Below are 20,865 nucleotides of genomic sequence, written 5' to 3' on the forward strand. Positions count from 1 at the left end.
GGGAGTGGTGTACGCCACACCTGTTCCGCCGCACGTGTGAGAGGTCCGCCACTCGGCTCCAGCAGGGACTCGCGTACCCTGACGTGTCACTCGCCTTTCGTTGCGCGGGCCGGAGACCACCGCTCCTCTCCGGCCGAGTCACGGGGAGTCCCCACCCCGTGAGCCCGCCGAACGCGAGGAGACATCTGGGAGGTACGTACATGTCCGGGACGACCACGGCCGCCGCTGCGCTGCGCCGTCGGGCGGCCGGGGCCGGTGCCGACCGCTGGGTTGTTCTCGTCGTCCTCTGCGTCAGCCTGCTGCTGGTCGCCGTCGACGCGACCGTGCTGCATGTGGCCGTCCCCGCTGTGACGGAGGACCTCAAGCCCGGCGCGATGGAGCTGCTCTGGATCGTCGACGTCTACCCGCTCGTCTGCGCCTCGCTGCTGATCCTGTTCGGCACGCTGGGCGACCGGGTCGGTCGCAGAAGAGTCCTCCTGCTGGGGTACGCGCTGTTCGGCGTCGCCTCCGCCCTGGCGGCCATGGCCGACAGCGCCCAGGTGCTGATCGTGGCGCGGGCGCTGCTCGGCGTCGGCGGCGCGATGATCATGCCCGCCACGCTGTCGATCCTGCGGCAGGTCTTCCCGGACCGGCGCGAGCGGGCGCTCGCGATCGGCATCTGGAGCGCGGTCGCCGCCGTGGGCGCGGCGGTCGGGCCGCTGCTCGGCGGCTTCCTGCTGGAGCACTTCTGGTGGGGCGCGGTCTTCCTCGTCAACATCCCGCTGATGCTGGTCAGTCTGCCGGTCGGATGGTTGCTGCTGCCCGAGTCCAAGGGCGATGGCGACGGCCCCTGGGACGTGGTCGGCGCGCTGATGGCCGCCGCCGGGCTGTTCGGGATGGTGCTCGGCGTGAAGCGGCTGGGCGGCGGGGAGCCGGCCGGGAGCGTGTTCACGGTGCTCCCGCTGGTGGCGGGCGCGGCACTGCTGGCCGCCTTCGTACGACGGCAGAGGCGCCGCACGCGTCCGCTGGTGGACCTGCGGATGTTCGGGCGGCCGGCGTTCAGCACGTCCGTGGGCTGCATCGTGCTGGCGATGCTCGCCCTGGTGGGTCTGGAACTGATCGCCGCGCAGTACCTGCAACTGGTGCTGGAGCTGTCCCCGCTGGAGACGGGTCTGCGGCTGCTGCCGCTGACCATCGCCGCGATGGCCGCGGGGCTCGCGGGCGCGCGGATGCTGCGGCGGTTCGGGCCGCGGCGGATGGTGTGTTTCGGCTTCTGCCTGACGGCGGCCGCGGTGGTGCTGCTCACGGCGCTGGGCCGGACCGACAACTGCCCGCTGATGCTGTCCGGGTTCGTGCTGCTCGGCTTCGGACTGGAGACGACGCTGTTCGGGGCGTACGAGTCGATGCTGAGCGAGGCGCCGCAGGAGCAGGCGGGCGGCGCGGCGGCGATCGGGGAGACGTCGTACCAGCTGGGTGCGGGCATCGGGATCGCGCTGCTGGGCACGGTCATGAACGCGGCGTACGCGCCGGGGCTGGACCGAGTGCCCGGGGTTCCGGCGGAGGCGTCGGGGGCGGCTTCGCACTCGTTGGGGGAGGCGTACGAGGTCGCTGCGCAGCTGGGCGGGCCCGCAGGGGTTGCGCTGCGGCATGCCGCCCGGGACTCCTTCGTGTACGGGCTTCATGTGACGTTGCTGGTGAGTGCGGGGTTGCTGCTGCTCGGGGCTGTGATGGCGTTGCGGCTGCCGCGGGAGATGCAGTGTGAGGGGCCGGCGGATGTGGACCTGCCCGCGCCGAGGGAAGCTGCGGAGTCCCGCGTGTCCGCGTGAGGTGGAGACCCCCTGGACGTGCGGCACATTGCGTCGTAACGTCGGCCGGAGTCGTGACTAGCAGCGCTAGTTTTGAGTGTCCCGGAGGGTGTCCCATGTCCGCGTCCGCGAAGTTGCCCCCCTTCGACCCCGCCGACCCCCTCGGCATCGACGACCTGCTGGAGCCGGAGGACCTCGCCGTCCGGGACACCGTGCGGGCCTGGGCCGCGGACCGGGTGCTGCCGTACGTCGCGGAGTGGTACGAGCAGGGGGAGCTGCCCGGTGTACGGGAACTCGCCCGCGAGCTCGGCCGTATCGGCGCGCTCGGGATGTCGCTCAGCGGGTACGGGTGTGCCGGGGCCAGTGCTGTGCAGTACGGGCTGGCCTGTCTGGAGCTGGAGGCCGCCGACTCCGGGATCCGGTCCCTGGTCTCCGTGCAGGGCTCCCTCGCCATGTACGCGATTCACCGGTTCGGGAGCGAGGAGCAGAAGCAGGCGTGGCTGCCGCGGATGGCCGCCGGTGAGGTCATCGGGTGCTTCGGGCTGACCGAGCCCGACCACGGCTCCGACCCCGCCTCGATGCGGACGTACGCCAAGAAGGACGGCTCCGACTGGGTCCTCAACGGGCGGAAGATGTGGATCACCAACGGGTCCGTCGCCGGTGTCGCCGTCGTGTGGGCGCAGACCGACGACGGGATCCGCGGGTTCGTCGTGCCGACCGACAGCGCCGGGTTCTCCGCGCCCGAGATCAGGCACAAGTGGTCGTTGCGGGCCTCCGTCACCAGTGAGCTCGTGCTGGACGACGTACGGCTGCCGGCCGATGCCGCCCTGCCGGAGGTGACCGGGCTGCGGGGACCGCTCAGCTGTCTGTCGCACGCCCGGTACGGGATCGTCTGGGGTGCCATGGGCGCGGCGCGGAGCTGTTTCGAGGCGGCGCTCGACTACGCGAAGTCGCGGGAGCAGTTCGGGCGGCCCATCGGGGGTTTCCAGCTGACGCAGGCCAAACTCGCCGACATGGCGGTCGAACTGCACAAGGGGATTCTGCTCGCCCATCACCTGGGGCGGCGTATGGACGCCGGCCGCCTGCGTCCCGAGCAGGTCAGCTTCGGCAAGCTCAACAACGTACGCGAGGCGATCGAGATCTGCCGTACGGCCCGTACCATCCTCGGGGCCAACGGGATTTCCCTCGAGTATCCCGTGATGCGGCACGCGACCAACCTGGAATCGGTGCTCACCTATGAGGGCACCGTCGAAATGCACCAGCTCGTGCTGGGCAAGGCGCTCACCGGACTCGACGCGTTCCGGTAGACCCCGCGGCAGGGCGGGGCCGGTGAGCGGCCCTGCCTCAGCTCTGGTTGAAGAAGCCGTCCGTGCGGTGCGCGGCCGGTTCCCCGCTGACGACCTCCGTGTCGGCCGGGCTCAGCAGGAACACGCGGTTGGACACGCGCTCGATGGAACCGCGCAGGCCGAAGATCAGCCCGGCCGCGAAGTCGACCACGCGCTTGGCGTCGCCGGGCTCCATGGCCGTGAGGTTCATGATGACCGGGACCCCTTCCCGGAACATCTCGCCGATGGCACGTGCGTCCCGGAAGCTGTCCGGGGTGACCGTGCCGATGCGGCGGCCCTTCTCCTCGGCGACGTCCGAGGCCACCTTGACCCGCGGATCGGTGACCCAGGCTTCCCCGGGCTCGGTCCCGTCGGAGTAGTCGTCGTCGTAGTAACGCTCGTCTTCGTTGTCGTCGACGAGGCCAAGCCAGGCACTTGCCTTGCGTACCGATCCCATGGACGCCTCCTCTCACAGCGGTCTTTCGTGCTTTCCGCATCCCTATGGTCATCCATGATGCGGACGGTGCGCCAAGTGGATAGACGCCGCGCGGGGGGTTTGTGACGGTACTGGTGCACAGCGAATCCGTCGAGAGTCCATGTTTCCCAAGGGTCTTGCGGTAAACGGCTACTGACTGGGAGTGAAATATGATTCTTCGCTGCGTACGGGTGATGGGCGGTGCGTACGGGTGAACGCGGTGGCCGATACGATGCGGCGGCTCAACGTCGTACGCACCACGGGGGAAGTGTCGTGTTCGGAATGGTCAGGCCCTGCCGGCACGGCTCGGTGAGAGGCTCACGGCCCAGTGGATGGCGCATTTGTGCGGTCTCTGCCTGGCGTTGCGCGGGGACCCGGGCAGCTCGCGCGCATCGTCATGAACTATGACGGGCTTCTCATATCCGTTTTGACGGAGGCTCAGGCCGAACGCGGCGGTGGCGGAGGGCGGCGGACGGCCGGCCGTGTCCGTTGCGCGGGATGCGTACCGCGTCCGTCGCGCACGGTGAAAGTGCGCGGCTCGCGGCGGCCGTGTCGCCGGTGCTCGCCTCGGCCAAGGTGCGCGACCACGTCGCCGACGGGGACGGGCTGCTGGCCCGCCGGCCGGTGGCGCTCGCCGCGCGCTGGGACCGGGCGGGCGCGCGGACCGGCTCCGACGTCGGCTTCGACACCGCGGTCCTCGTCGACGCCGTGGACCGGCAGGCCGGTGTCGAGGCGCTCGCCGGGCCCGGGACGCCGATCCTGACGGTCACCGAACCCACCGAGACCGCGACCGCCGCGGCCTTCGCGCACACCGCGGTCCTCGCCGGAAGGCCGGGGAATGCCGAACCGCTCGCCGAGGCCGGGCGGCTCTTCGGTCGGCTCGCACACCTCCTGGACGCCGTGCAGGACCGGGAGGCCGACGCCGCCTCGGGCGCCTGGAACCCTCCTCCAAGCTCTCGGCTTCGCTCGAGCAGGGGGGACCCCCATCCGCCACCGGCACCTCGCTCACGGAGGCCCGGCGGCTCGTCGACGATGCCGTGCACGGGATACGGCTGGCGTTGCGGGAGGCCGAGTTCACCGACGGCAGGCTGGCGCACCGGCTGCTCGTGCACGAGCTGTCGAACTCCGTCGACCGCGCCTTCGGCACCGTCTCCTGCGCACACGGGGCACACGGACACGGGGCACACGGTGCGCACGGCGCGGGCCCGTACGCACCGCCCGGGCCCGGCGGCCCCGGTGCCCCGCCGCCCCCGGAGCCGCCGCACCGCGACCGGCGCGCGGACTGATCGCGGGGTGCGCCGTGTGGCTCGGGCTGGCCTGCACGTGCCAGCTGTGCTGCGGCACGTACGAGGACCCCTGGACCCGGGACCGGAAGGAATCGCTCTGCACCAACTGCGACTGCAGCGGGTGCGGCGACTGCGGCAGCTGCTGTGACTGCTGCGGCAAGTGCTGTGAGGGCTGCGGGTGCGACGGCTGCGACTGCGGCTGCTGAGGAGCCGTCAGGCTCGGCCGCCCGCCCGGCTGGAGGGTCGCCCCTGCCCGCTCCGCGCGATCCGGAGGGTCGAATTCCGGACATCCCCGGGATGTGGCGGGGTCGGTGACCCGGCGGGCGTTTCGGGAGCGGGGCCTTCGGCTCGGTGGTGAGCTCACCTTTGCGCTGGGCGGGGCGGGCAGGAGCGCACGCCTGAGGCGGGGTCAGGGAGCAAGCCGCACAGATGGTTCAAAGGTTGACGGCCAAAAGGCACCCTTGCGCCGACCGTCCGTTCGGCCGAATACTCCCCCTCAGCGCTTGTCAGGGGCACGGCGTGTTCGGAATCCGGATGGCCGATTCCCCTGGCTGCGCCTCACGGGCCCGAACCCCACGAGGGCCCCCGACTTCCCCTTCGGAGGAAAGCAAAGTGAGGATCAAGCGCACCACCCCCCGCAGCGGCATCACGAGACGGACCCGGCTGATCGCCGTATCCACCGGCCTCGTGGCCGCAGCCGCGATCGCGATCCCCAGCGCGAACGCGGCCGACACCCCCAGCACCTTCAGCTCCGCCGAGCTCAAGAGCGCCGGTGCGTCGGTGCTGAAGGCCGACATCCCGGGCACCGCCTGGGCCGTCGACAGCAAGACCAACCGCGTGCTCGTCACCGTCGACAGCACCGTCTCCCAGGCCGAGATCGCCAAGATCAAGCAGCAGGCCGGCGCCAACGCCGACGCGCTCACCATCAAGCGCACCCCCGGTAAGTTCACCAAGCTGATCCAGGGCGGCGACGCCATCTACGCGAGCAGCTGGCGCTGCTCCCTCGGCTTCAACGTCCAGAACAGCAGCGGTGTCCAGTACTTCCTGACCGCCGGTCACTGCACCGACGGCGCGGGCACCTGGTACTCCAACTCCGGCCGCACCACGGTCATCGGTTCGACCGCGGGCTCCAGCTTCCCGGGCAACGACTACGGCATCGTGCGGTACAGCGGGTCCGTCAGCAGGCCCGGCACCGCCAACGGCGTGGACATCACCCGCGCGGCCACCCCGGCCGTGGGCACCACCGTCATCCGCGACGGCTCCACCACCGGCACCCACAGCGGCCGGGTCACCGCCCTCAACGCGACCGTCAACTACGGCGGCGGCGACGTCGTCTCCGGCCTGATCCAGACCAACGTCTGCGCCGAGCCCGGCGACTCCGGCGGCCCGCTCTACGGCAGCAACGGCACCGCCTACGGCCTGACCTCCGGCGGCAGCGGCAACTGCTCCTCCGGCGGCACGACCTTCTTCCAGCCCGTCACGGAGGCCCTGAGCGCCTACGGCGTCAACGTCTACTAGGGCAGGACCTCGGCCCCCGGTCGGCAGGCCGGCAGCAGCTCAGCCCCCGCACGCACCACGTGCGGGGGCTTCCCTTTTGCAGTCTCCCCGCAGCCGGTTCAGGAACAACTCGGGTCCCTCGCCCCCCTGTGGACCCGGACCCCGCAGGGGCGGAAACAAGTCAGGACTAGACCTCACGGTGTGCGCATGTGTTACTCGCCCGTAGTGTTTGCGGTGCGAAGAGACGGGGAGTGGCCGTGGACAGTCAAGGCAGCTCACGGCATAAGGGGCGCACGGCAGTTGTTCTACGCGCGTCCTGAAGTCGACCTTGTGTGCTCCCTGTGGGGTTCGGAAGAGTGAGCGCTCGTCAACCAGCCTTCCGGTTCGTGAGGTCCCCACAACCTCCGGGCTGACCCCCCACAGGAGGACGTGAGTTGAAGCACCGACGCATACCCAAGCGGCGTGCAGCCGTGGCAGGTGCGGGCATCGCCGCACTGGTCGCCGTGGGAGTCACCTTCCAGAGTGCGAACGCCAGCGAGACCCCGAAGGCCTCCGCGCCCGAGACCCTGTCGGTCACGGCGGCCGGAAAGCTCGCCTCGACGCTCGCCGAGGACCTCGGCGCCGACGCGGCCGGCACGTACTACGACGCCACGGCCAAGGCCCTCGTCGTCAACGTGCTCGACGAGACCGCCGCCCAGGCCGTCGAGGAGGCCGGCGCCAAGGCCAGACTCGTCGAGAACTCCCTCGCCGAGCTGAAGAGCGCGCGTACGACGCTCAAGGAGGAGGCGACCATTCCGGGCACCTCCTGGGTGACCGACCCGACGACCAACAAGGTCGTCGTCACCGCCGACCGCACGGTCTCCAAGGCCGAGTGGGCCAAGCTGACCGAGGTCGTCGACGGGCTCGGCTCCACGGCCGAACTCAAGAGGACGAAGGGGGAGTTCAAGCCCTTCATCGCGGGCGGCGACGCGATCACCGACGGCAGCGGGCGCTGCTCGCTCGGCTTCAACGTGGTCAAGGGCGGCGAGCCCTACTTCCTGACCGCCGGTCACTGCACCGAGTCCGTCTCCACCTGGTCGGACTCCAGCGGCAACCGGATCGGCACGAACGAGGTGTCCAGTTTCCCGGGGGACGACTACGGCCTGGTCAAGTACACCGCCGATGTGGCGCACCCGAGTGAGGTGAACCTCTACAACGGTTCGACGCAGAAGATCACGGGTGCGGCCGAGGCCACCGTCGGCATGAAGGTCACTCGCAGCGGCTCCACGACCCAGGTGCACTCCGGGACGGTCACCGGTCTGGACGCCACCGTGAACTACGGCAACGGCGACATCGTCAACGGGCTGATCCAGACCGACGTCTGCGCCGAGCCCGGTGACAGTGGCGGTTCGCTGTTCTCCGGCAGCAGCGCGATCGGCCTCACGTCCGGGGGCAGTGGTGACTGCTCCTCGGGTGGCGAGACCTTCTTCCAGCCGGTGACGGAGGCGCTGTCGGCCACCGGGACGCAGATCGGCTGACGTCCTTCCCGCAGTACGGCTTCCGCGAAGTCCCGCCCCTCGTGTGAGGGGCGGGGCTTTCGCGTTGTGGCTCCCGGTTCCGCCGGCCGCTGCGGGCGGACACCCCCCGACACGTCCCCTTCCGTGCGTGGGCGGCTGCGGGTGCGCGTCGGGCACCGCGCGCGGGTCCAGCGGTGAGCCGGGCAGCCGCTCCAGCCGGTCACCACCTGCTCGGCCGCTGCCCGCGGAGCCACGACCCCGAAGGGCACGTCTTTGGGCTTCGGGTCGGGGTGACGGCGTCCCTCGGTTTGCCGAGGAACGAGCCCCGGGGAGGGTCGGCGCCGGTGGTCTGTGTCATGTCCCCGCGGTCGCGTGACCAGGTGTTTGTGCAGGTGAGGTGGGGCCGAACGGATGTCGCACGCTCATTCGAAAATTGGTCTATGGTGGGGGTGAGGTAGCTGGGAACATACGTTCGAGAGTTCGGTGGGGCTCACGAGTGCGGGAGGTGCGTGTGCCGGGATTCACGCATCTGCACACCGTCTCCGGGTTCTCCCTGCGGTACGGGGCCTCGCATCCGGAGCGGCTGGCCGAGCGTGCCTCCGAGCGGGGCATGGACGCCCTGGCCCTCACCGATCGCGACACCCTCGCCGGTACGGTCCGCTTCGCCAAGGCCTGTGCGAAGGCGGGCGTCCGTCCGTTGTTCGGCGCGGAGCTGGCGGTGGCGGGGCCCGAGCCCGTACGGAAGGAGAGGCGTCGCACCCCTGTGCGCGGCGGTGCCTTCGTCGACGAGTCCACGCCCCGCGTGACCTTCCTCGCCCGGGACGGCGCCCGCGGCTGGGCCGAGCTGTGCCGGCTCGTCACGGCGGCGCACGCGGGCGAGGGAACACCCCTGCTGCCCTGGACCGACAACCGTGGTGACGGCCTGACCGTCCTGCTCGGCCCCGACTCCGACGTCGGCCGGGCGCTGGCCGCCGGACGCCCCGACCGGGCCGCGAAGCTCCTCGGCCCCTGGCGGGAGGCGTACGGCGATGCCCTGCGGTTGGAGGCCGTCTGGCACGGCCGCAACGGCACCGGGCCCGGCTCCCTGCGCCTGGCCGCCCGTACCGTCGGCTTCGCCGCCGAGCAGCGCGTCCGGCCGGTGCTCAGCAACGCCGTCCGGTACGCCGACCCCGGCCTGGGCCCGGTCGCCGACGTCCTGGACGCCGCCCGCCGTCTCGTGCCCATCGACCCGACCAAGGAGCTGGACTCGGGTGAGGCCTGGCTCAAGGACGCGGGCGCCATGCTGCACGCGGCCGAGCGGATCGTCGAGGCCGCGGGCTTCCGGCGGGAGGCCGCCCTGCGTCTGCTGGAGCAGACCCAGGTGACCGCTTCCGAATGTGTCGTCGACCCCGAGGACGACCTCGGTATCGGCACCGTCCACTTTCCCGAGCCGCACCTCGTCGGTGCCGGCCGCCGCACCGCCCAGCGGGCGCTCGCCTCCCGGGCGGCGGCGGGCATGGTGCTGCACGGATACGACCGGCGGCGGGAGTACTGGGAGCGGATGCACCACGAGCTGGACATCATCGCCCACCACGGCTTCGCCTCCTACTTCCTGACCGTCGCTCAAGTCGTCGATGACGTAAGGGAGATGGGTATCCGGGTCGCCGCTCGTGGCTCCGGCGCGGGCTCGCTCGTCAACCATCTCCTCGGCATCGCGCACGCCGATCCGATCGAGCACGGGCTGCTGATGGAGCGCTTCCTGTCGAAGGAGCGCGTCGTGCTGCCCGACATCGACATCGACGTGGAGTCCGCGCGCCGTCTGGAGGTCTACCGCGCGATCATCGGCCGGTTCGGCACCGAGCGGGTCGCCACGGTCGCGATGCCGGAGACGTACCGGGTGCGGCACGCGATCCGTGACGTCGGTGCCGCGCTGTCCATGGACCCGGCCGACATCGACCGCATCGCCAAGTCCTTCCCGCACATCCGTGCCCGTGACGCCCGCGCGGCGCTGGAGGAACTGCCTGAGCTGCGTCGACTGGCGGGGGAGAAGGACAAGTACGGCAGGCTGTGGGAGCTGGTCGAGGCCCTCGACGCCCTGCCGCGCGGGGTCGCCATGCACCCGTGCGGGGTGCTGCTCTCCGACGCCTCGCTCCTCGCCCGTACGCCGGTCATGCCGACCAGCGGTGAGGGGTTCCCCATGTCGCAGTTCGACAAGGACGACGTGGAGGACCTCGGGCTGCTCAAGCTCGACGTGCTGGGGGTGCGGATGCAGTCGGCGATGGCGCACGCGGTCGCGGAGGTGGAGCGGGTCACGGGTGAGCGGGTCGACCTGGACGCGCTGCCGCCCGGCGATCCGGCGACGTACCGGCTGATCCGGTCCACCGAGACGCTCGGCTGCTTCCAGATCGAGTCGCCGGGGCAGCGGGACCTGGTCGGGCGGCTGCAGCCGGCCACCTTCCACGATCTCGTCGTCGACATCTCGCTCTTCCGGCCCGGTCCGGTCGCCGCCGACATGGTGCGGCCGTTCATCGAGGCGCGGCACGGGCGGGCGCCCATCCGTTATCCGCACCCGGATCTGGAGGAGCCGCTGCGGGACACGTACGGGGTCGTCGTCTTCCACGAGCAGATCATCGACATCGTGGCCATCATGACCGGCTGCGGGCGCGGCGAGGCGGACCGGGTGCGACGCGGGCTGTCCGACCCGGAGTCGCAGGGGCGGATCAAGGTGTGGTTCGCGCAGCACGCGGCGGCCCGGGGCTACGACGCGGAAACGATTCGGCGGACATGGGAGATCGTCGAGGCCTTCGGGTCGTACGGCTTCTGCAAGGCGCACGCGGTCGCCTTCGCCGTACCGACGTACCAGTCGGCGTGGCTGAAGGCGCATCACCCGGCCGCCTTCTACGCGGGGCTGCTCACGCACGACCCCGGCATGTACCCCAAGCGGCTGCTGCTGGCGGACGCGCGGCGGCGCGGGGTGCCGATCCTGCCGTTGGACGTGAACAAGTCGGGGGTCGCACACAGGATCGAACTGGTGTCTGAATCTGAGGGTGTGTGGGGTCTGCGGCTGGCCCTCTCCGACGTGCACAACATCAGCGAGGCCGAGGCGAAGCGGATCGCGGACGGGCAGCCGTACGCCTCGCTGCTCGACTTCTGGGAGCGGGCCCGGCCCAGCCGTCCCCTGGCGCAGCGGCTCGCGCAGGTGGGGGCATTGGACGCGTTCGGTGCCAACCGCCGTGACCTGCAACTGCACCTGGCCGAGCTGCACCGGGGCGCCCGGGGCGCGGGAGGCGGTCAACTGCCGCTGGCCGGGGGGCGGAAGACGGCCCCGGCCGGGCTGCCCGACCTCACCTCGGCGGAGCGGCTCAGCGCCGAGCTGGGCGTGCTGTCCATGGACGCCTCGCGCAACCTGATGGACGACTACCGCGCCTTCCTCGACGAGCTGGGCGTGGTGTCGGCACGGCGGCTGCGTGAGGCGCGGCACGGGGAGGCGGTGCTGGTCGCGGGCGCCAAGGCGGCCACCCAGACCCCGCCGATCCGGTCCGGCAAGCGGGTCATCTTCACCACGCTGGACGACGGCACGGGCCTGGTCGACCTGGCCTTCTTCGACGACTCCCACGACGCCTGCGCCCACACCGTCTTCCACTCCTGGCTGCTGCTGGTGCGCGGGGTGGTGCAGCGCCGCGGCCCGCGCAGCCTCAGCGTGGTGGGCTCCGCCGCCTGGAACCTCGCCGAGCTGGTCGAGCTGCGTGTCGAGCACGGCCTCGACGCGGTGGCGGCACGGCTGGCCGAGCCGCTGCCCGAGGGCGGGGACGGCGATGCGACGGGAGGCCGACGCATCCAGCTGCCCACCGGATACCAGATGCATCCGTGGGCCGATCTGCGCCCGGCGGGCGAAGAGCCCGCGAAGGTACGGAAGTTGTGGCACCAGAGTCCGGGGAGTGCGGGATGACCATCCTCTGCGTACGTTTCCAGCTGCCTGAGATGTTCGAGGCCGCCCTGCCTCACCTGCTCGGCATGCTGGAGGAGTTCACGCCCGTCGTCCAGGCCCTGCCACCGGACGGGGCGCTGGCCGACGTCGGAGGCGCCGAGCGGTACTTCGGGCGCGACGCCGTGGAGCTGGCCTCGCTGATCCGGGTGCGCTCGCTCGCGCTGTACGGGGTCGACTGCGCGATCGGCGCCGGGCCCGGGCCGATGCTGGCCCGCATGGCGCTGAGCGACGCCGTGCCCGGTGTGACCCGCGCGGTGCCCGACGAGCCGGATGCCATCGCCGCGTTCCTCGCCGACAAGCCCGTCGCCGCGCTGCCCGGCGTCGGCGCCTCGACCGCCCGTACGCTGGGCGAGTACGGCCTCGACACCCTCGGCCGGGTCGCCGCCGCCCCGCTGTCCACGCTGCAGCGGCTGGTCGGCGCGAAGGCCGGCCGCGAACTGCACGAGAAGGCGAACGGCATCGACCGCGGCCGGGTCGTCCCGAACGAGGTGGCGCGCTCACTGGCCGCCGAACGCCCCTTCCACCGCGACGAGCTGGACCCCGACCGGCACCGCCGCGCACTGCTCGCGGCCGCCGAGGAACTGGGCGCCCGGCTGCGCGCCCTGGACAAGGTCTGCCGCACGCTCACCCTCACCGTGCGCTACGCCGACCGCTCCGCCACGACCCGCAGCCGCACCCTGCGGGAACCGACGGCGCATTCGCGCGCGCTCACCGAGGCGGCGTACGGCATGTACGAGGCACTCGGCCTGCAACGCGCCCGGGTCCGTGCGATCGCCCTGCGCGCCGAGGGTCTCGCCCCCGCCGAGGAGGCCTCCCACCAGCTCACCTTCGACCCCGTGGACGAGAAGGTCCGCCGTATCGAGGAGGTCGCGGACCGCGCGCGGGCCAAGTTCGGGCCGCGGGCGGTGTTCCCGGGCTCACTGGCCGCGTGACTCCTCTCGTACGGGCGTCAGCCGGCCCACGGCGGCACGATCCGCGTCCCGTCGGCCAGCTCCGCCTCCAGGCCGAGGGAGGTGGTGACCCAGGAGACGGCGGTCCGGTCGGCCGGGTTCTCGACGGCCAGGGTGGTGCCGGGGTTGATGATCACGGTGTCGCCCGCCGTGACGCGGTGGGTCTCGCCGTCGAGGGTGATGAGCAGTTCGCCGTCGAGCAAGTGGAAGATCTCCTCCTTGGTGACGGTGTGCGCGGGGGCCTTGGTGCCGGCGGGTATTTCGCCGCGCCAGGCGCACAGCTCCTTGCTGCCGGTCAGCGCGGTGGCGTACGAGACGAAGCGGGCGCCGTGCATCTCGTGGACGACGGCTTCGGATGAGCGGACGACGGGCATGACTGCTCCAGGTGGTCAAGTTGCTTGACTATATTCCCGTAATGGTCAACCTGCCTGACCGATCCGTCAAGGGTGTTCAATGCCCGCGTGGAGAACTCCGAGGCCATGTCCCTGTCCGCCGCCCTCCTCGCCGTCGCCGGTGAGCTCACCCAGCGCATCCATGACGGCGTGCTCGCCCGTGGTTTCGAGGGGCTTCGGCCCGCGCACGGCTTCGCCTTCGCGCGGCTCGCCCCGGACGGGGCGACGGTCACCGATCTCGCCGCCCACCTCGGTGTGACCAAGCAGGCGGCGAGTCAACTCGTCGACGAGATCGTGCGCAAGGGATACGCCGAACGGCGGCCGCACCCCGCCGACGCGCGGGCCCGGCTGGTCGTGCTGACCGAGCGGGGATGGGCCTGTACGAGGGCCGCGGAAGAAGCGGCCGCCGACGCTGTGCGGGCGTGGGTCGGGGTGCTGGGGGAGGGAGAAGTGCGCGCTTTGTGGGGCCAATTGCTGCGTATCGCGCCCGGCGGTCCGATTCGGCCTGCCTGGTGAGGGAATGCGAGGCGCCTCGGCGGTCGGCTGAGGCAGTGCTTCGGGGCCTGTCCGGCCTGAGCCGCCGGACAGGCCCCGGAGCCGGGTGGCTCAGCGGCCGTGCCGGCCGCCGACCGCCGCGCGGCGCCGGACCGACAGGAACAGGGCCGCCGACCCGAGCGCCAGCGCCGCCGCGCCGCCTACCGCGAGGTAGGGGGTGCCGCTGCGCCGCCGGTCTCGGCGAGGTTCCGCGCGGCGCCGGCCGCCTCGGGCTGGTGGGGAAGGGGCTGGTCGCCCTCGGACCGGTCGGCCTTGGGCTCACTGACGTCCTTGGCGGTGGCCGCGGCCGGCTCCGCCGACGTACGGGCGTCGTTGTCGCCGTGGCCGTTGTGCTCGATCGTCGACTTGTCGGCACCGTCCTCGATCTGTTCCCCGGTGGGCGCGGAGGCGGACGGGGCCGCGGCGGGGCCGTTGTCCGCCGGACCGCTGCTTCCGGTTGTCCCGAAGGTGACGTCCGAGCAGGAGTAGAACGCCTCCGGGCTGTCCGAGCGCTGCCAGACCGCGTACAGCAGTTGCCTGCCGGAGCGCTCCGGGAGGGTGCCGGTGAAGGTGTACAAGCCGCCCGAGGCGGCCGGGTCGGTGGCCGTCGCCACCGGGTGCGCGAGGTCCAGGTCGCTCCAGGCCAGCGGCTTGGACGGGTCGTAGCCGGGCTTGGTGAGGTACACCGTGAACGTGACCTTGTGCGGGGCGGTCACGCGGTACTTGAAGGTGTACGAGCCCCTCTTGACGCTCGTCGCCGGCCAGTCGGCGCGGGCCAGGTCGAGCCCCTTGAACTGCTCGTTGCCCGCGCTGCACAGCCTGCCGTCCGGAATGAGCTCCTGGTGGCGGCCGTTGGCGTCGCCGATGCGGATGCCGTTCCAGTCGTAGAGCGCCTGGGTGCCGCCGGCCGCCACCGCCGCCTTGCACGCGGCCGACTTCGGGCTCTCCGGGCCCTCGGCGTAACACTGCGAGACCCGGCTGACCGGGTCGCCCATCGAGCCGTGCGCGGTCGCCGGCGCGGCGTTCAGCGCGGTGACGGCGAGCGGGGTCAGGCCGAGGGCGGCGACGGTGGCGACCTTGCGGCGTGCGGGCATGCGGGAACTCCTCGAAACGGTTCGTGAAAGGGCGAATCCCGGGCACAAGTCCCGGGCGCGCATCCCGTGGGGTGATCCGAAGCTAGCCCCGACGCACCGGGAAATCGCCTGCTGAAGGCGGGTGATTGAGATCCTTAGGGTCCTCTTAAGGGAGTGCTCAGGCTGCGATCAGGTAGCTACCGTTCCGGCATGACAGACGACGAGATCCGGCCCGCGGTCGCCGCCGACGTGCCGACCGTGAAGGCCGTCACCGATGCCGCGTACCACCACTACATCGAACGCATCGGGGTGGTTCCCGTGCCCATGGAGGCGGACCACGCGGCGAACGTGGCCGCGGGAAAGGTGTTCGTGACGGGTGACCCCGTCATCGGCCTCGTCGTGATCGAGGCGTTCGAGGACCATCTGTTCCTCGACAGCATCGCCGTCCACCCCGATGCACACGGCAGGGGAGTGGGGCGACGGCTGCTGGAGTTCGTGGACGCACGCGCGCGTGCGCTGGGGCTGCCCGAGGTCAGGCTCTACACGAACGCGCTGATGTGGGAGAACCAGAAGATCTATCCGAAGTTCGGCTACGAGGTCGTGGAGCGTCGCGGGGACGGCCCGTACGACCGCGTCCATTACCGCAAGCGGCTGAACTGACCCGCCTCATGGGGTCAGGCGTCCGGCCACCAGGTGCGGGCGATGTCCTTGCGGACTTCCGGGCGCCCGGCGGGGCGCTCGTCGGCTTCCTCCCGGACCCGGCGGGCATCCGTCTTCTTCAGGGGCTTCTGCACGGTCATACGGCGCATGGCTGCCTCCTTCAGGGTCCACCGGGTTCCGTGTTCTCACGGAGGTAGACCTTTCGGGGGAGAGTTCCTCATCGCTGGTGGTCTGTCAGTGGCGGCTGTCACGATTCGGTTGTCAGTGGCAGGTGTCACTCTGGGACGCATGACGAACGGCAGTGACCGCACGACCTCGGCAGACGCGGACCGGGACGTCGGCCGGCACGTCGACTGGGATGCCCAGGCCGCCGCCTTCGACGACGAGCCGGACCACGGGCTGCGCGACCCGGCGGTGCGCCGGGCCTGGGCCGGCCGGCTGCGCTCCTGGCTGCCCGCGCGGGCGAGCGACCTCCTCGACCTCGGCTGCGGCACCGGCAGCCTGTCGCTCCTCGCGGCCGAGCAGGGACACCGCGTGACCGGCGTCGACCTCTCCCCGGCCATGGTGGCCCTCGCCCGGGAGAAGTCGGCCGGCCGTGACGCCGTGTTCCTGCTCGGTGACGCGGCGGCACCGCCGGTCGGCGAGCAGCGCTTCGACGTCGTCCTCGTACGGCACGTCCTGTGGACGCTGCCCGACCCGGGCCGCGCCCTACGGCACTGGCGGGGCCTGCTCCGGCCGGGAGGGCGCCTCGTGCTGGTCGAGGGCGTGTGGGGCACGGTCAGCCCGTCCGGCATACCGGCGGACCGGCTCACCGCCCTCCTCGCCCCGCTCACCGGGCACATACGCGTGGAGCGGCTGTCGGACGATCCGCTGCTGTGGGGCAGGGAGGTGGACGACGAGCGGTATGCGGTGGTGGCGGTGACCGAGTGAGCCCGCACGGGTGACAGCGCCGCGATGAGGCCCTGGCGACAGCGGCGTGACGGGACTCCGCCTAGGACAACAGCGCGCCGAAACCGCTCTCGCGGGCCAGTGTCTCCAGTTCGTCGAGCGCGGCCAGGGCGGCGGACGCCGCCTCCGGGTCCGTTCGTGCGAGGCCGCTCGCGGCGAACTCGTCCTCGTCCAGGCGTCGTACGTCCGCGCCGTCCGCCGAGCGCCACAGGTCCAGGTCGAGGTCCTCGACGACCAGCTCCGGGCCGGAGCACACGGCCGGGCGCGTGATGTCGCAGTACCAGCCCTTGACGAGGCCCGAAGCGGCGCGGACCTCCTTCACCGCGTACCAGCGATCGCGCCAGTAGTGCTCCGTGAAGACGTCCCCGGGTTCGAAGCGGACGAAGCCGAAGTCGCGTACGCCCTCGCCCGCCCAGGGGGCGCGGACGGTGATGCGGCTGCCGTCGTCGTGGAGCAGCTCCGCGGGGTAACGGATCTTCGTACGGCCCGCCTTGACGAGGACGACGTCCACCCGGTCCGTCCGGTCATCCGAGTTCGCGGACATACCGCACCTCCGTCGCGCACACCTCGTACCCGAACCACTTGTTGATCGCGATCATCGGTTCGTTGCCCGTGTCGTTGCCGGTGAACGCCTCCGTGTACCCGGCGGCGCGGGCGCGGTGCAAAGAGTCGTTCTTGGCGAGTTTGGCCAGGCCCCGGCCGCGGAAGGCGCGGGCGGTGCCGGTCATGGCCGTGCCGTAGCGGGTGCCGCCGTCGGTGTGGGCCACGGTGAAGGCGGCGGGGCGGCCGTCGACCACCGCGACCGAGGTGAGGACGAGGTCGAGGAGGGGGTGTTTCCAGTTCTCCTCGATCCAGGCCTCGTAGTCGGTGAACTCGACGTCGATGTCGCTCGGTTCGTCCGACGACGTCACCGCGTCCAGTTCGAACAGCGGGCGCGGGTCGTCCGCGAAGTCGGCGGCCGTGCGCAGCTCGACGCCCGGCGGCGGGTCCTGCCGGGGCGGCAGTGTGCCGTTCGCCAGGTCCAGGCGCAGGAAGTAGGCCGAGCGGCTGGCCCGGTAACCGTGCCGCTCGGCGAAGGCGCGGTTGCGCGGCTCGTCCAGGACCCAGGCGAAGAGCTTCCTGACGCCCCGGGCGGCCAGGCGCTCCTCGGCGGTGCGCAGCAGGAGCGAACCGGCGCCGCGCCGTGTCCGGTCGGGGCGTACGTAGATGTTGGCGGAGCCCTGGCCGGGCTCGGGGCTGTCATGGGCGACGCTGCTCTGGGCCGTGCCGATGATCTCGCCGTCCTCCTCGGCGATCAGCTGCTCGAAGTGGGCGTCCGGGTGGGAGTGCGTCAGGTGGTGCACCACGGATTCGGGGGTGGACAGCAGGTAGGGAAGGGCGAGGCGGCGCACGAGGGAGAACCCTTCGGCGTCGGCCCGTACTTCCGGACGCAGGTCGCGCACGATGACGGTCATGAGACGCACGCTACGCGGGTGCGCACCCGGCATGCCTCTCATTTTCCGGGGGCTTTGGCGGGCTTTCCGTAGGACTCCGGTGGGCTTTCCGCAGGAGTCCGTCGGGCTTTCCGCGAGGCTTCGGCGGGTGTGCCGCCCGCGGGTACGGGACAATCGCCCTGTGACCTTGAAGATCCACATCGACGACAGCGCCCCGCCCTACGAGCAGGTGCGGGCGCAGATCTCCGAGCAGGCGCGGTCGGGGACGCTGCCGGTGGGGTACCGGCTGCCGACCGTGCGGGGGCTGGCCGAGTCGCTGGGCCTCGCCGCGAACACGGTCGCCAAGGCGTACCGGGCGCTGGAGGCGGACGGCGTGATCGAGACGCGGGGGCGGCACGGGACGTTCGTGGCCGCCGCGGGCTCGGCGGCGCAGCGTGAGGCGGCGTCGGCGGCCCAGGGGTACGCCGAGCGGGTCCGGCGGCTCGGGCTCACGGAGGACGATGCACTGGTGGCCGTGCGGGATGCCCTGCGGGCGGCTTACGGGGAGTAGTCCTCGGCCGACTGAGGTGGTTGGTGGGGCGTGGTTTTCGGTTGGTCGGGGTGGTTGGCGTGTAGGAGTCCTCGGTCGGTCGGGGCGGCTGACGGGGAGCAGTCCCCGGCCGACTGGGGTGGTTGGCGGGGCGTGGTTTTCGGTTGGTCGGGGTGGCTGGCGTGTAGGGGCCCCCGGTCGGTCGGGGCGGCTGACGGGGAGCAGTCCCCGGCCGACTGGGGTGGTTGGCGGGGAGGGGTCTTCGGCCGGTCGGAGCGGCCGGCGGGGAGTGGTCTTCGGCTGATCGGGGCGGTTGGTGTGTAGAAGTCCTCGGCTGATCGAGGCTGCTGGCTTTAGGAGTCCTCGGCCGAGCGGGGCTGCTAGCGGAGAGTGGTCCTCGGCGACCGGGGCGGTGGCGTGTAGGCGTCCTCGGCCGACCGGAGCGGCTGACGCGGAGTAGTCCTCGGCCGGGGCAGTCGGCGCGCAGGAGTCCTCGGCCGGCCGGGGCAGTCGGCGCGCAGGAGTCCTCGGCCGGCCGGGGCAGCCGACGTGCAGGAGTCCTCGGCCGATCCCGGACCGCTGAAGCGGAGCAGTCTCTCAGCCGGTCCTCGACAGCTGACGCGGCGTGCGGGTCACCGTCAGTCCCGCCGCTCGCGCCATCTGGGCGAAGGCCCTCGCGTCGCCCACCGCCGCCGCGTTCGGGTCGTTGTTGAAGTACGCGTACACGTCCTCGGCGTCGGACCAGGTGGCGGCGATGCGGTGGGCCCAGGTGGCCAGGGACTGCCGGCCGTAGTGCGGCCACGGGTGGGCGCGGCCCTGGTGGAAGCGGACGTACCCCCAGTCGGTGGTGCGCCACAGCGGGGTCACGGGGCGGGCCAGGACGTCGGCCCAGCACAGGGCGGCGCCCCGGGAGGCGAGCACCTCGCGGACCTGCGGTGTCCACCAGGAGTCGTGGCGTGGTTCGACCGCGACCCGGGTCGACGCCGGGAAGCAGGCGAGGCAGGCGGCCAGCAGACCGGGGTCGGCGCGCAGGGTGGGCGGCAGCTGGAGCAGGACCGGGCCGAGGCGGTCGCCCAGCCCGGCCGCGTGGCTCATCAGGCGGTGCACCGGTTCCTCGGGATCCCGCAGCCGCTTGATGTGGGTCAAGTAACGGCTCGCCTTGACCGCGACGACGAAGTCCTCGGGCACCCGGCTCCGCCAGTCCTCGAAGGTCTCGCGCGCCGGCAGCCGGTAGAAGGCGTTGTTGCTCTCGACCGTGGCGAAGCCCGCCGCGTACTCCTCCAGCCAGAGCCGCATCGGCAGCCCGGCCGGGTACAGGACGTCACGCCAGTCCTTGTACTGCCACCCGGACGTTCCGACGAACAGGGTCATATCCCCATCAAAGCACCACCACTAGAGGTACAGCCCGGCGTCAGTACCCCCGCGCGGCTCCGGCAGTGCCGTCGGGGACGTGCCCCGGCGCAGCGCGTATAGCTCGGCCAGGGTCGCGCCGTCGCGGCCGATGCCGTCCTCGCGGCCCAGCCAGTTCACGGCCTCCGCGCGTGTCAGCGGCCCGACCTCGATGCGGGCCAGGCAGCGGCCGGGCCGGACGACGGCCGGGTGGAGGCGCTCCAGGTCCTCGTTGGTGGTGATGCCGACCAGGACGTTGCGGCCCTGGCCGAGCAGGCCGTCGGTCAGGTTCAGCAACCGCGACAGCGCCTGGCCCGCCGTGTGCTTGGCCTCGCCGCGGATCAGTTCGTCACAGTCCTCCAGGAGCAGCAGCCGCCAGCGGCCCTTGCCCGTCGGGTCGTCCTCGCCGATCGCGATGTCCATCAGATAGCCCACGTCGGAGAAGAGCCGCTCGGGGTCCAGGACGCAGTCCACCTGGCACCAGTCCCGCCAGGAACGGGCCAGGGTGCGCAGCGCGGAGGTCTTGCCGGTGCCCGGCGGGCCGTGCAGCAGGAGCAGACGGCCCGCGATGTCCTCCGGCGTCGTCTTCATCAGACGGCCCATCGCGTCCGCCACCGGAGCCGTGTAGTTGCCGCGCACCTCGTCCCACGTGCCCGCGGCGATCTGGCGCGTGGTGCGGTACGGGCCGCGGCGCGGGGAGACGTACCAGAAGCCCATCGTCACGTTCTCCGGCTGCGGCTCGGGCTCGTCCGCCGCGCCGTCCGTGGCCTGGTCGAGGATCTTCTTCGCCAGCTCGTCGGTGGTCGCCGTCACCGTGACGTCGGCGCCCCGGTTCCAGCGGGAGATCAGCAGCGTCCAGCCGTCGCCCTCCGCCAGCGTGGCGCTGCGGTCGTCGTCCCGGGCGACGCGCAGCAGGCGGGCGCCCGGCGGCAGGAGAGTCGCCCCGGACCGTACGCGGTCGATGTTCGCCGCGTGCGCGTACGGCTGCTCGCCCGTCGCGAAGCGGCCGAGGAACAGCGCGTCGACGACGTCGGACGGGGAGTCGCCGTCGTCGACGTTGAGCCGGATCGGCAGTGCTTCGTGCGGGTTCACTGACATGCCGCCCATGATCCGGCACGCGGGCGCCG

18 protein-coding genes and 1 pseudogene are annotated in these 20,865 nt (G+C 71.8%); 11 read left to right on the top strand and 8 right to left on the bottom strand.

Annotated elements, in window-relative coordinates:
- The first annotated feature begins 200 nt into the window (after window positions 1-200).
- Window positions 201-1,805: an MFS transporter gene (locus ACYVMZ_RS31380; protein ID WP_461085660.1), complete on the top strand. Its 1,605-nt coding sequence runs from the start codon at window positions 201-203 to the stop codon at window positions 1,803-1,805.
- Window positions 1,806-1,900: 95 nt separating this feature from the next.
- Complete coding sequence (locus tag ACYVMZ_RS31385) at window positions 1,901-3,091, top strand: acyl-CoA dehydrogenase family protein (RefSeq protein ID WP_461085662.1); 1,191 nt, start codon at window positions 1,901-1,903, stop codon at window positions 3,089-3,091.
- Between the two features lie 37 nt (window positions 3,092-3,128).
- On the opposite strand, the gene ACYVMZ_RS31390 is transcribed toward ACYVMZ_RS31385, so the two are convergent.
- Window positions 3,129-3,566: a cell division protein SepF gene (locus ACYVMZ_RS31390; protein ID WP_461085664.1), complete on the bottom strand. Its 438-nt coding sequence runs from the start codon at window positions 3,564-3,566 to the stop codon at window positions 3,129-3,131.
- A gap of 291 nt (window positions 3,567-3,857) precedes the next feature.
- Between ACYVMZ_RS31390 and ACYVMZ_RS31395 the strand changes: the two are divergent.
- The 5 genes and pseudogenes from ACYVMZ_RS31395 (at window position 3,858) to ACYVMZ_RS31415 (ending at window position 12,762) form a co-directional block, all read left to right on the top strand.
- Window positions 3,858-5,076 (top strand): annotated as a pseudogene (locus ACYVMZ_RS31395) (DUF5685 family protein).
- Window positions 5,077-5,482: 406 nt separating this feature from the next.
- A complete protein-coding gene (locus tag ACYVMZ_RS31400) occupies window positions 5,483-6,388 on the top strand; it encodes a S1 family peptidase (protein WP_461085666.1) in 906 nt (301 codons plus the stop codon).
- A 413-nt stretch (window positions 6,389-6,801) separates the two neighbouring features.
- On the top strand, window positions 6,802-7,884 hold the full coding sequence (locus ACYVMZ_RS31405) for a S1 family peptidase (RefSeq protein WP_461085669.1): 1,083 nt from the start codon (window positions 6,802-6,804) through the stop codon (window positions 7,882-7,884).
- Window positions 7,885-8,374: 490 nt separating this feature from the next.
- Window positions 8,375-11,791 carry a DNA polymerase III subunit alpha gene (locus ACYVMZ_RS31410; protein WP_461085671.1) on the top strand — a complete coding sequence of 1,139 codons (3,417 nt, stop codon included), beginning with the start codon at window positions 8,375-8,377 and terminating at the stop codon, window positions 11,789-11,791.
- Window positions 11,788-12,762, top strand: coding sequence for a DNA polymerase Y family protein (locus ACYVMZ_RS31415; RefSeq protein WP_461085673.1), 975 nt, complete (start codon window positions 11,788-11,790; stop codon window positions 12,760-12,762). Before ACYVMZ_RS31410 ends, ACYVMZ_RS31415 begins: the two co-directional genes overlap by 4 nt.
- Before the next feature lie 17 nt (window positions 12,763-12,779).
- On the opposite strand, the gene ACYVMZ_RS31420 is transcribed toward ACYVMZ_RS31415, so the two are convergent.
- Window positions 12,780-13,154, bottom strand: coding sequence for a cupin domain-containing protein (locus ACYVMZ_RS31420; RefSeq protein ID WP_461085675.1), 375 nt, complete (start codon window positions 13,152-13,154; stop codon window positions 12,780-12,782).
- Between the two features lie 87 nt (window positions 13,155-13,241).
- Here ACYVMZ_RS31420 and ACYVMZ_RS31425 point away from each other — a divergent pair, with 87 nt between their 5' ends.
- Window positions 13,242-13,688, top strand: a complete 447-nt coding sequence (locus ACYVMZ_RS31425; RefSeq protein ID WP_461085677.1) for a MarR family winged helix-turn-helix transcriptional regulator — start codon at window positions 13,242-13,244, stop codon at window positions 13,686-13,688.
- A 179-nt stretch (window positions 13,689-13,867) separates the two neighbouring features.
- On the opposite strand, the gene ACYVMZ_RS31430 is transcribed toward ACYVMZ_RS31425, so the two are convergent.
- Window positions 13,868-14,800, bottom strand: a complete 933-nt coding sequence (locus tag ACYVMZ_RS31430) for a lytic polysaccharide monooxygenase auxiliary activity family 9 protein (RefSeq protein WP_461085679.1) — start codon at window positions 14,798-14,800, stop codon at window positions 13,868-13,870.
- A 189-nt stretch (window positions 14,801-14,989) separates the two neighbouring features.
- Here ACYVMZ_RS31430 and ACYVMZ_RS31435 point away from each other — a divergent pair, with 189 nt between their 5' ends.
- Window positions 14,990-15,439, top strand: coding sequence for a GNAT family N-acetyltransferase (locus ACYVMZ_RS31435; protein WP_461085681.1), 450 nt, complete (start codon window positions 14,990-14,992; stop codon window positions 15,437-15,439).
- Window positions 15,440-15,453: 14 nt separating this feature from the next.
- On the opposite strand, the gene ACYVMZ_RS31440 is transcribed toward ACYVMZ_RS31435, so the two are convergent.
- Window positions 15,454-15,588, bottom strand: coding sequence for a hypothetical protein (locus tag ACYVMZ_RS31440; RefSeq protein ID WP_461085683.1), 135 nt, complete (start codon window positions 15,586-15,588; stop codon window positions 15,454-15,456).
- 139 nt (window positions 15,589-15,727) lie between these two features.
- Between ACYVMZ_RS31440 and ACYVMZ_RS31445 the strand changes: the two genes are divergently transcribed.
- Window positions 15,728-16,369 (top strand): class I SAM-dependent methyltransferase, encoded by a 642-nt coding sequence (locus ACYVMZ_RS31445; protein WP_461085685.1) that lies wholly within the window; start codon window positions 15,728-15,730, stop codon window positions 16,367-16,369.
- Between the two features lie 61 nt (window positions 16,370-16,430).
- Here ACYVMZ_RS31445 and ACYVMZ_RS31450 read toward each other — a convergent pair whose 3' ends face one another.
- Entirely contained in the window at window positions 16,431-16,931 is a 501-nt protein-coding gene (locus ACYVMZ_RS31450; RefSeq protein ID WP_461085687.1) for a ribonuclease FAU-1 family protein, read from the bottom strand.
- Window positions 16,912-17,841, bottom strand: coding sequence for a GNAT family N-acetyltransferase (locus ACYVMZ_RS31455; RefSeq protein WP_461085689.1), 930 nt, complete (start codon window positions 17,839-17,841; stop codon window positions 16,912-16,914). Before ACYVMZ_RS31455 ends, ACYVMZ_RS31450 begins: the two co-directional genes overlap by 20 nt.
- A gap of 160 nt (window positions 17,842-18,001) precedes the next feature.
- On the opposite strand from ACYVMZ_RS31455, the gene ACYVMZ_RS31460 reads away from it, so the two are divergent.
- Window positions 18,002-18,370: a GntR family transcriptional regulator gene (locus ACYVMZ_RS31460; RefSeq protein WP_461085691.1), complete on the top strand. Its 369-nt coding sequence runs from the start codon at window positions 18,002-18,004 to the stop codon at window positions 18,368-18,370.
- Window positions 18,371-18,946: 576 nt separating this feature from the next.
- On the opposite strand, the gene ACYVMZ_RS31465 is transcribed toward ACYVMZ_RS31460, so the two are convergent.
- Complete coding sequence (locus tag ACYVMZ_RS31465; protein ID WP_461085692.1) at window positions 18,947-19,720, bottom strand: DUF72 domain-containing protein; 774 nt, start codon at window positions 19,718-19,720, stop codon at window positions 18,947-18,949.
- A gap of 21 nt (window positions 19,721-19,741) precedes the next feature.
- Window positions 19,742-20,836, bottom strand: coding sequence for a DUF5925 domain-containing protein (locus ACYVMZ_RS31470; RefSeq protein ID WP_461085694.1), 1,095 nt, complete (start codon window positions 20,834-20,836; stop codon window positions 19,742-19,744).
- Window positions 20,837-20,865 lie beyond the last annotated feature (29 nt).

The organism is Streptomyces deserti (genome assembly GCF_054782695.1).

What these genes read in the sequence shown, in the direction of transcription:
- ACYVMZ_RS31380 (WP_461085660.1), top strand. Translation starts at nt 201, where the DNA reads ATGTCCGGGACGACCACGGCCGCCGCTGCGCTGCGCCGTCGGGCGGCC.
- ACYVMZ_RS31385 (WP_461085662.1), top strand. Translation starts at nt 1,901, where the DNA reads ATGTCCGCGTCCGCGAAGTTGCCCCCCTTCGACCCCGCCGACCCCCTC.
- ACYVMZ_RS31390 (WP_461085664.1), bottom strand. Translation starts at nt 3,566, where the DNA reads ATGGGATCGGTACGCAAGGCAAGTGCCTGGCTTGGCCTCGTCGACGAC.
- ACYVMZ_RS31415 (WP_461085673.1), top strand. Translation starts at nt 11,788, where the DNA reads ATGACCATCCTCTGCGTACGTTTCCAGCTGCCTGAGATGTTCGAGGCC.
- ACYVMZ_RS31420 (WP_461085675.1), bottom strand. Translation starts at nt 13,154, where the DNA reads ATGCCCGTCGTCCGCTCATCCGAAGCCGTCGTCCACGAGATGCACGGC.
- ACYVMZ_RS31430 (WP_461085679.1), bottom strand. Translation starts at nt 14,800, where the DNA reads ATGCCCGCACGCCGCAAGGTCGCCACCGTCGCCGCCCTCGGCCTGACC.
- ACYVMZ_RS31435 (WP_461085681.1), top strand. Translation starts at nt 14,990, where the DNA reads ATGACAGACGACGAGATCCGGCCCGCGGTCGCCGCCGACGTGCCGACC.
- ACYVMZ_RS31440 (WP_461085683.1), bottom strand. Translation starts at nt 15,588, where the DNA reads ATGCGCCGTATGACCGTGCAGAAGCCCCTGAAGAAGACGGATGCCCGC.
- ACYVMZ_RS31445 (WP_461085685.1), top strand. Translation starts at nt 15,728, where the DNA reads ATGACGAACGGCAGTGACCGCACGACCTCGGCAGACGCGGACCGGGAC.
- ACYVMZ_RS31450 (WP_461085687.1), bottom strand. Translation starts at nt 16,931, where the DNA reads ATGTCCGCGAACTCGGATGACCGGACGGACCGGGTGGACGTCGTCCTC.
- ACYVMZ_RS31455 (WP_461085689.1), bottom strand. Translation starts at nt 17,841, where the DNA reads ATGACCGTCATCGTGCGCGACCTGCGTCCGGAAGTACGGGCCGACGCC.
- ACYVMZ_RS31465 (WP_461085692.1), bottom strand. Translation starts at nt 19,720, where the DNA reads ATGACCCTGTTCGTCGGAACGTCCGGGTGGCAGTACAAGGACTGGCGT.
- ACYVMZ_RS31470 (WP_461085694.1), bottom strand. Translation starts at nt 20,836, where the DNA reads ATGTCAGTGAACCCGCACGAAGCACTGCCGATCCGGCTCAACGTCGAC.